Origin of the sequence: Streptomyces phaeochromogenes (assembly GCF_001418655.1) — a bacterium.
Taxonomy (GTDB): Bacteria; Actinomycetota; Actinomycetes; order Streptomycetales; family Streptomycetaceae; genus Streptomyces; species Streptomyces phaeochromogenes.
Map to the genome: position 1 here is coordinate 1 of NZ_LIQZ01000562.1, position 7248 is coordinate 7248.

6 protein-coding genes are annotated in these 7248 nt (G+C 70.4%); 3 read left to right on the forward strand and 3 right to left on the reverse strand.

Features of this window, described 5'->3' with window-relative positions; all coding sequences use genetic code 11:
* The first annotated feature begins 350 nt into the window (after positions 1-350).
* Together AOK17_RS45775 and AOK17_RS45780 are read left to right on the forward strand one after the other, a co-directional pair.
* Positions 351-1763: a DNA-3-methyladenine glycosylase 2 family protein gene (locus AOK17_RS45775; protein WP_055618577.1), complete on the forward strand. Its 1413-nt coding sequence runs from the start codon at positions 351-353 to the stop codon at positions 1761-1763.
* Positions 1760-2242, forward strand: a complete 483-nt coding sequence (locus tag AOK17_RS45780) for a methylated-DNA--[protein]-cysteine S-methyltransferase (protein ID WP_055618572.1) — start codon at positions 1760-1762, stop codon at positions 2240-2242. Before AOK17_RS45775 ends, AOK17_RS45780 begins: the two co-directional genes overlap by 4 nt.
* Before the next feature lie 18 nt (positions 2243-2260).
* Here AOK17_RS45780 and AOK17_RS45785 read toward each other — a convergent pair whose 3' ends face one another.
* On the reverse strand, positions 2261-2632 hold the full coding sequence (locus AOK17_RS45785; protein WP_055618573.1) for a PPOX class F420-dependent oxidoreductase: 372 nt from the start codon (positions 2630-2632) through the stop codon (positions 2261-2263).
* A gap of 132 nt (positions 2633-2764) precedes the next feature.
* On the opposite strand from AOK17_RS45785, the gene AOK17_RS45790 reads away from it, so the two are divergent.
* Positions 2765-3964 (forward strand): SGNH/GDSL hydrolase family protein, encoded by a 1200-nt coding sequence (locus AOK17_RS45790; protein ID WP_245697818.1) that lies wholly within the window; start codon positions 2765-2767, stop codon positions 3962-3964.
* Between the two features lie 19 nt (positions 3965-3983).
* Here the strand turns inward: AOK17_RS45790 and AOK17_RS45795 are convergent, their stop codons facing one another.
* Both AOK17_RS45795 and AOK17_RS45800 read right to left on the reverse strand, forming a co-directional pair.
* Entirely contained in the window at positions 3984-6389 is a 2406-nt protein-coding gene (locus AOK17_RS45795) for a glycosyl hydrolase family 95 catalytic domain-containing protein (RefSeq protein WP_245697820.1), read from the reverse strand.
* 158 nt (positions 6390-6547) lie between these two features.
* Entirely contained in the window at positions 6548-7033 is a 486-nt protein-coding gene (locus AOK17_RS45800) for a DUF456 domain-containing protein (RefSeq protein ID WP_055618576.1), read from the reverse strand.
* Positions 7034-7248 lie beyond the last annotated feature (215 nt).

The following is a 7248-nucleotide window of genomic DNA, read 5'->3' on the forward strand; positions in this document are numbered from 1 at the left end:
CCTGGGTGGGTGGGGTTGGAGCCGGTGTGGTGGTGCGGCTTTGTTGTGGCGGGAGTGCGCGGTTCCTCGCGCCCCTGAGGGGGAGGGGGAGGGGCTGGGAGAGAGGGCTGAGGGTGGCTGTTTTCGTCTGGCCGTAGGTGTCGGCGTGACTGGGGCGGGGCCGTGTCGGTGTGTCAACGTTCGCGACGTACGGCTCCCGCTGGAAACGGTCACCAATGAAACTCAGGGCCGTACGCCCAGCAGTCGCGAACGTGACACACCGGCACGGCCCCGCCCCACCCACCGACGTCGAACGTCACGTCCGATATCCGCCAGTCGACCGCGTGACGGTGGCGCAGACTGGAGGGGTGATTGACGAAGAGACCAGGTACGGAGCCGTGCGGAGCAGGGACGCCCGGTTCGACGGGGAGTTCTTCTTCGCGGTGGAGACGACGGGAATCTACTGCCGGCCGAGCTGCCCCGCGGTGACCCCGAAGCGGGAGAACGTCCGCTTCTACGCGACGGCCGCCGCCGCGCAGAGTTCCGGGTTCCGGGCCTGCCGAAGGTGCCGCCCGGACGCCGTACCGGGTTCCGCCGAGTGGAACGTACGCGCGGACGTCGTAGGACGCGCGATGCGGATGATCGGCGACGGAGTCGTGGACCGCGAGGGAGTCGCCGGACTCGCCGTGCGACTCGGCTACAGCGCCCGCCAGGTACAGCGCCAGCTCACCGCGGAGGTGGGCGCAGGCCCGGTGGCCCTGGCACGCGCCCAGCGGGCCCACACCGCGAGGGTGCTGCTCCAGACAACACAGCTGCCGATCACAGAGATCGCGTTCGCGGCAGGGTTCGCGAGCGTGCGGCAGTTCAACGACACGATCCGCACGGTGTACGCCTCGACCCCGACCCAGCTGCGCGAAGCCGCACCCCGCCGTGGCGCCGCCTCGCGCCGTGCGGCCACGCCGTCGGCAGGGATCCCGTTGCGCCTGGCCTACCGCGGCCCGTACCAGGCCGGTGAGGTCTTCGACCTGCTGGCCGCCGAGGCCGTCGCCGGTATCGAAGAGATGACCGGTGGCGCGGGCTCCCGCACCTATCGGCGGACCCTGCGGCTGCCGTACGGCACCGGCATCGTGGCCGTCGGCGAGCGGCTGTCCGGGGCCCCCGCCCACGCAGGCGGCTGGCTGGACGCCAGGCTGCACCTCACCGACCTGCGCGATCTGACCACCGCAGTGCAGCGCCTGCGGCGGCTCCTCGACCTGGACTCCGATCCGTACGCCGTGGACGAGCGGCTCGGAGCCGACGAACGACTGGCACCGCTGGTGGCCGCCAGGCCCGGACTGCGCTCGCCCGGGGCCGCCGACCCGGAAGAACTGGCCGTGCGCGCACTGGTCGGCCGGGACGAGGCAGAGCGCCTCGTCAGGGCGTACGGGAAGCTGCTGGACGCCCCCTGCGGAACGCTCACGCATGTCTTCCCCGAGCCGGCCGCACTCGCGGAGACGGGCGGCACGCTGGGCGCCCTCGCCACAGCGCTCGCCGACGGCAGCCTGAGGCTCGACCCGGGCGCCGACCGCGAGGAGGCACAGACCGCGCTGCGAGCCCTGCCCGGCATGGATCCACAGACCGTGGCAGTCATCCGCACCCGCGCCCTCGGAGACCCGGACGTGGCACCCCCGCACGAAAACGTCCCCGACGCCTGGCGCCCCTGGCGCTCCTACGCCCTGCACCATCTGAGGGCGGCCGGCCAGACCCCACCCATCACGAGCGAGCTGGAAGAGCACCGATCATGACGAACGTCCACTACACCCAGCTCGACAGCCCCGTCGGCCAACTCCTGCTCACCACAGACGAGTCCGGGGCCCTGACATCCCTCTCGGTGCCAGGACAAAAGGGCGGCGTCACAGTCCAACCGGACTGGCGCCCCGCACCCGACCTCTTCCGGGACGCCCGAGACCAGCTCGCGGCCTACTTCGCAGGTGAACTCAAGGAGTTCCAGCTTGAGTTGAAGACAAGCGGTACCGCATTCCGAGAGCAGGTCTGGGACGCGCTCGACTCGGTCCCGTACGGGGCGACCACCACGTACGGAGAGATCGCCGCACGGATCGGCGCGTCACGTGCCGCAGTGCGTGCCGTAGGCGGAGCGATCGGTGCCAACCCGCTGCTGATCGTCCGCCCGTGCCATCGGGTGATCGGCGCAGACGGATCGCTCACGGGCTACGCGGGCGGTCTGGAGCGAAAGCTCCAGCTGCTGAGGCTGGAAGGACAATAGAGGCGGCCCGCCCAGCCCTCAGTCCTCCTCCAACCCCCAGCTGTGGATCCGCCGAGGATGAATCCGGATCAGCTCCTCACTGAAGTGCGGCCCCAACTCATGCGGCCCAGTGAGGAGTTCGGCCTCACCCCGGATGTCCACACCGCGCACCTTCCAGGGCCGGAGGCTCACGATGTCGTCGACGACGAGGGCGACCTTGGGGTTCTTCTGGAGGTTGCGCCACTTCTTGGTGGTGCCCATGGCGTATCCGCCGACGAGGATCGTGCCGTCGTCCTGCGGAAAGAAGCCCACAGGGTTGGCCTGCGGCTGCCCATGCTGATCGACGGTGGCCAGCCGACCCAGCCGCTGGGACTTTAGGTACACCCGTTCGGCTTCACTGAATGCGGTCATAGCTGCAGCCAAACACGGATTTCACGTCCTCCGCATCGGATCCTGGCCCTAGGTCCGGAGACCCGCACCTGGCCGGGCTCCGTCGGCGGAAGGCAGTGACGCATGGTCATGGTCAGACAGACGCTGGTTGCCATGGCCGGAGCGCTGACGCTCACGCTGATGGGTACGGGGGTCGCCCACGGAGGCCGGGAGCCCCTCGCGCGAACGGCCCCCGCGCACTGGACGGGCACTTGGGAGGGCTCGGCCTCCGGTACCGCACCCGCCTTTCCCGGCGCCTCGATCCGCAACATCGTGCACACGAGCGTCGGCGGCACGGCGGTCCGCGTACGGATCTCGAACCGCCTCGGCACGCTCCCGCTGACCCTCGGCGGAGCCACCCTCGCCCGGCAGGCGCGCAACGCCGCCAAGAGCCCGGACGCCCTCCCCGGCACGATGCGCACACTCACATTCGGCGGCCGGAAGAAGGTCACCGTGCCGGTGGGCAGGGACGCGGTGAGCGACGCCGTGACGCTCACGGTTCCGGCAGCCACGAACCTCCTCGTCACCCTCCACACGCCCGGAGACCCGGGCCCGGCCACGTACCACCGAGACGCCCTGCAGACGAACTTCATCGCGCCGAAGGGCAATCGGGTCGCCAACATGAGGGGCACGGCGTTCACGGCGACGACACGCTCCTGGTACTACGTAACAGGCGTCGACGTAAGGCGCCCGGAGCCCGCAGGGAGCGTGGTCGCGCTCGGCGACTCCCTCACCGACGGCTCCGGCTCGACACCGAGTACCAACAGACGCTGGCCCGACCGCCTCGCAGAGCGCCTCCGCGCTCTGCCCGCGCGTCGTCAACAGGGCGTCCTGAACGCGGGAGTAGCCGGAAACCGCCTGCTCCTCGAAGGCCGGGGCCCCAGCGCCCTGGCCCGGTTCGACGCCGACGTCCTCTCCCGCACAGGCGTGCGCACGCTGATCGTGATGGAGGGCATCAACGACATCAAGAGCGCACCGAACCAGACCGACCCGGCAGCACTCGGTGCCGCGTACCGAGAGATCGTGCGGCGGGCCCACGCCCGCGGCATCAGGGTCGTGGGGGCCACGCTCACCCCGTTCGGCGGCTACGGCGGATACACGGACAAGCGGGAGCGCGTACGACAGGAGGTCAACCGGATCATCCGTACCGATGGCCTGTTCGACGAGGTCGCGGACTTCGACGCCGTAGTCCGCGACCCGTCCAGGCCGTCCCGCATGCTGGCCGCCTACGATCCCGGCGACCACCTCCACTTCAACGACGCGGGCATGCGGGCGCTCGCCGACAGCATCGACCTCAAGGCGCTGGCGGGATAGCTCACGAGGGCGGGATAGCTCACGGAGCGACGGCCGGCAGCCCCCACCGCGGCGCTTCCTCGTTCGGCTCGACGGCGACGATGCGCAAATCAGGCCGGTCGCCCTTGCCGGTGATGAGCGCCGACTCGCCCTTGCGCAGGGCGACTTGGATCGCCCCGCCACCCACATCGGTGAACCGCAGGGGCCGTCCACGCCCGTCCCGCACCTCGATCGCGCCCGCGATCCCATGCCGTACGACGCAGGGGGCACCCGCCTCGCTGACCAGCCGCACCCAGCGGGTCCTCCCGCCCTTCCGCACCGCGCTGAGCAGGAAGGCACCCTGGGTGCGGAAGTCGTGCACCGTCAGGTCGGCCCAGGCGGCGGGCAGGGCGGGGAACACACGGATGACGCTGCTGCCGTCGCCCCAGGACTGACAGACCATGTCGTGGACCGACTGGGCGGCGGAGAGCGGGGTCTCGATGACCGGGCCCGACTCCTTGTACATGGTGTTGGGCTGGATGAAGCGGGCCATCAGCCGGCCCAGGTACGACAGCGCGTCCTCACCCTTCCCGAGCAGCGCCGACATCGAGGCGGCGCCCGTGAACGTGTACCCCTGGAGGGCGCCCTCGAAGCCGACCCAGTGGGCCAACGACTTCTCTATCAGGGCCTTCTCGTCCGGGGTGTCACCCGTCAGCTCGTACAGCGGGTAGACGGCCAGGAGGTGGGAGTAGTGGCGGTGGGACTTCGCGAAGGGGATGTCCGCGCCGATCATGAAGCCGTTCGCGTCGGTCGGGTAGGCGACCCGCTTGGCCAGGACCTCACGCCAACGGGGCGCCAACTCGTCGTCGACGCCGAGGAGTTCGGCGGAATCGAGGAGGGTACGGCAGCCCCAGGTGAGCAGCATCAGGTCGTAGTTGCAGTCCCGGGAGTTGCCGCCGTACTCGGGTGAGAAGGTCGCCGGGAGGTGCAACTTGCCGTCCGTGCCCGGCTCCAGGAAGTGCAGGTAGTAGTTGACCGCCTTGCGCAGGAGCGGGAAGAGGACGTCCCGGAGGATCGACTTGTCCATGGTGTGGCGGTAGCTGAGCCAGACGTTGTGCAGGGCCCAGACGAGATTGCCGACCTCGGGAGTCGGCGGGTCCTGGCCGGGGATGCCGACGCCGTAGCCGAGTACGGGGTCCGTCGCACCGCCGTTGACCAGCGAGGCGTCGGTGGTGCGCGGGATGCCCAGAGAGTCGGAGCGGTAGGCGGGCGCCATCTCGGCCTTGAGGTGGTCGCGGAACTCGCTCAACGACCGGGTCACGGCGTCGAGTTCGAGGTGGTTGGAGCCGTGGATCAGCCAGTACTCCAACTGCACGTTCAGGTTCCACCAGGTCGCGGGCCAGGGCGTGGGCTCAAGCCAGGGGCCGCTCGTGGCCATCGCGGGAGCGTCACGACGGGCCGCGGACGCCGTCTTGTAGAGCTGGATCCAGTAGAAGCGCTGGATGCGCGCGTCCGGAAGGGAGAGGAAACTCTTGCGGTAGAAGGCGTGCCACCACGCGCGATGAGTCGACGCCAGTGCGTCGTACGGCAGGAGGACGGTCGCGCGAACAGTGGCGAGAGCCTGCCGCAGTGCCGTCGACTTCGGGTAGGAGTGCGCGACGTTGACGTACAGGGTCCGCCGGGAGCCCAGTGTCCGCTCCCGCCACGCGGTGACGTGCTGGCCGCCGGAGAGGAGTGGCTGGACGGCCGCGGAGACGCCGTCGTGCTGCTCGATCCCGGCGGGCGGGTTGCCCGTGTATCCCGGCGGGACCGGTTTGAAGGCGGCACGGGGGCTGATCGCGTCCGCCGGGTGGAACACCCACCGGAAGTCGCGCTCGCCCCTGCTCGGGGTCACCTCGACGGCGAGTACGGAGCGGGTGGTGTGGATCAGAGCGCGGATCGCGAGGGTGCCGCGGTCCGTGGTGAGCGTGCCGGTCAACTCGGCGTCGCGCAGCCCGAGTCGCCAGTCGAGGCCGGTGATCGTGCCCACCGGTTCCAGGGTGAAGTGGCCGATCGGCAGCCGCGCGAGACCGAAGAGGGAGCCGAACTGCGGGCGGTGGTCCTGTACTTCGGAGTGCTGGATGTTGAAGCGGACGGCCTCGGTCTCCCGGCCCGGTTCGGCGTAGATCCCGGAGCCCAGGAAGCCGTTGCCCATGTACGGGCCCTCGTACCAGGTCTTCGGCATCCGCTCCCAGACCAGGTCGGCGTCGTCGAGGACGGTTCGCCAGGGGTCGGAGGACGTGGAGGGGGCGTACGCGTCGGAGGGGGCGCTTCCATGGTCGGCCCCATGGTCGGCCGCGCCCGCCTGTGCCGGGAGGCCGGTGGCGAGAAGTGTCCCGCCGAGGGCGGACCCGGTGGCGAGCACGGTTCGTCTGGACGGGCTGGGCATTGCGCCTCCTGGCGGCTCGTTCCACTGCGTGCGCTCCATGAACCACTCCATGCACTCCGGAGATTCATCGGAGCTATCCCAAGCCGCAACGTAGAGAAGGTGCGAGATGGCGTCAATATAAAGGGAGAGATCCGATGTGTGGGTCGTGCGCAACGGAACCGCCGTGCCGCGGCGCGGGCGAAGGGTGCGGCCTGGGATCACGGTCCCCAGATCACAGCTCCCAGCCACGCCCCCGCGATCAGCAGACAGGCGAACAGCTCCACCAGCACGCTGGTCCCGCCCGCCCGCATCACCGAGCGGACCGACGCCTTCGCCTCCCCGTGTCCGCCGAGCCGCAGTCGCTCGGCGAGATAGCCGCCGCCGACATAGCCGGGTATCGCGCCCAGCACGGGCAGGAGGAAGAAGCCGAGCAGGGCCCCGACGCCGGCGTACGCCGCCATGCGCGGGGTGGCGCCGCTCGCGCGCAGCCGGCGCGGCGGCAGCCGCCAGCGGATCACCTGGGCGACGAACAGGACGGCCGTGGCGCCCACGAGCACGGCCCAGGAGAGCGCCTGCGGATCCTCGAACGCCCACCACAGGGCCGCGGCCCACACCAGCCACGACCCCGGCGCGCCGGGTACCAGCACTCCGCTCAGGCCGAGCAGCAGCACAACCCCGACCAGCAGGAGTTCCCACGCTCCCATCTGTCCAGAGTGCGGTAGAGCGGGCGAAACCGCAGGTCAGTCCTGTCGCTCCCGGGCCACCCAGCCCTTCTCGTACGTGTGCCAGCCCAGCTGGAGCCTGGTCGTCACGCCCGTCAGCTCCATCAGCCGCTTCACCCGGCGCTGCACGGTCCGCAGGCCCAGGTCGAGCTGCTTGGCGACGCTCGCGTCGGTCAGCCCGGCGAGGAGCAGGGAGA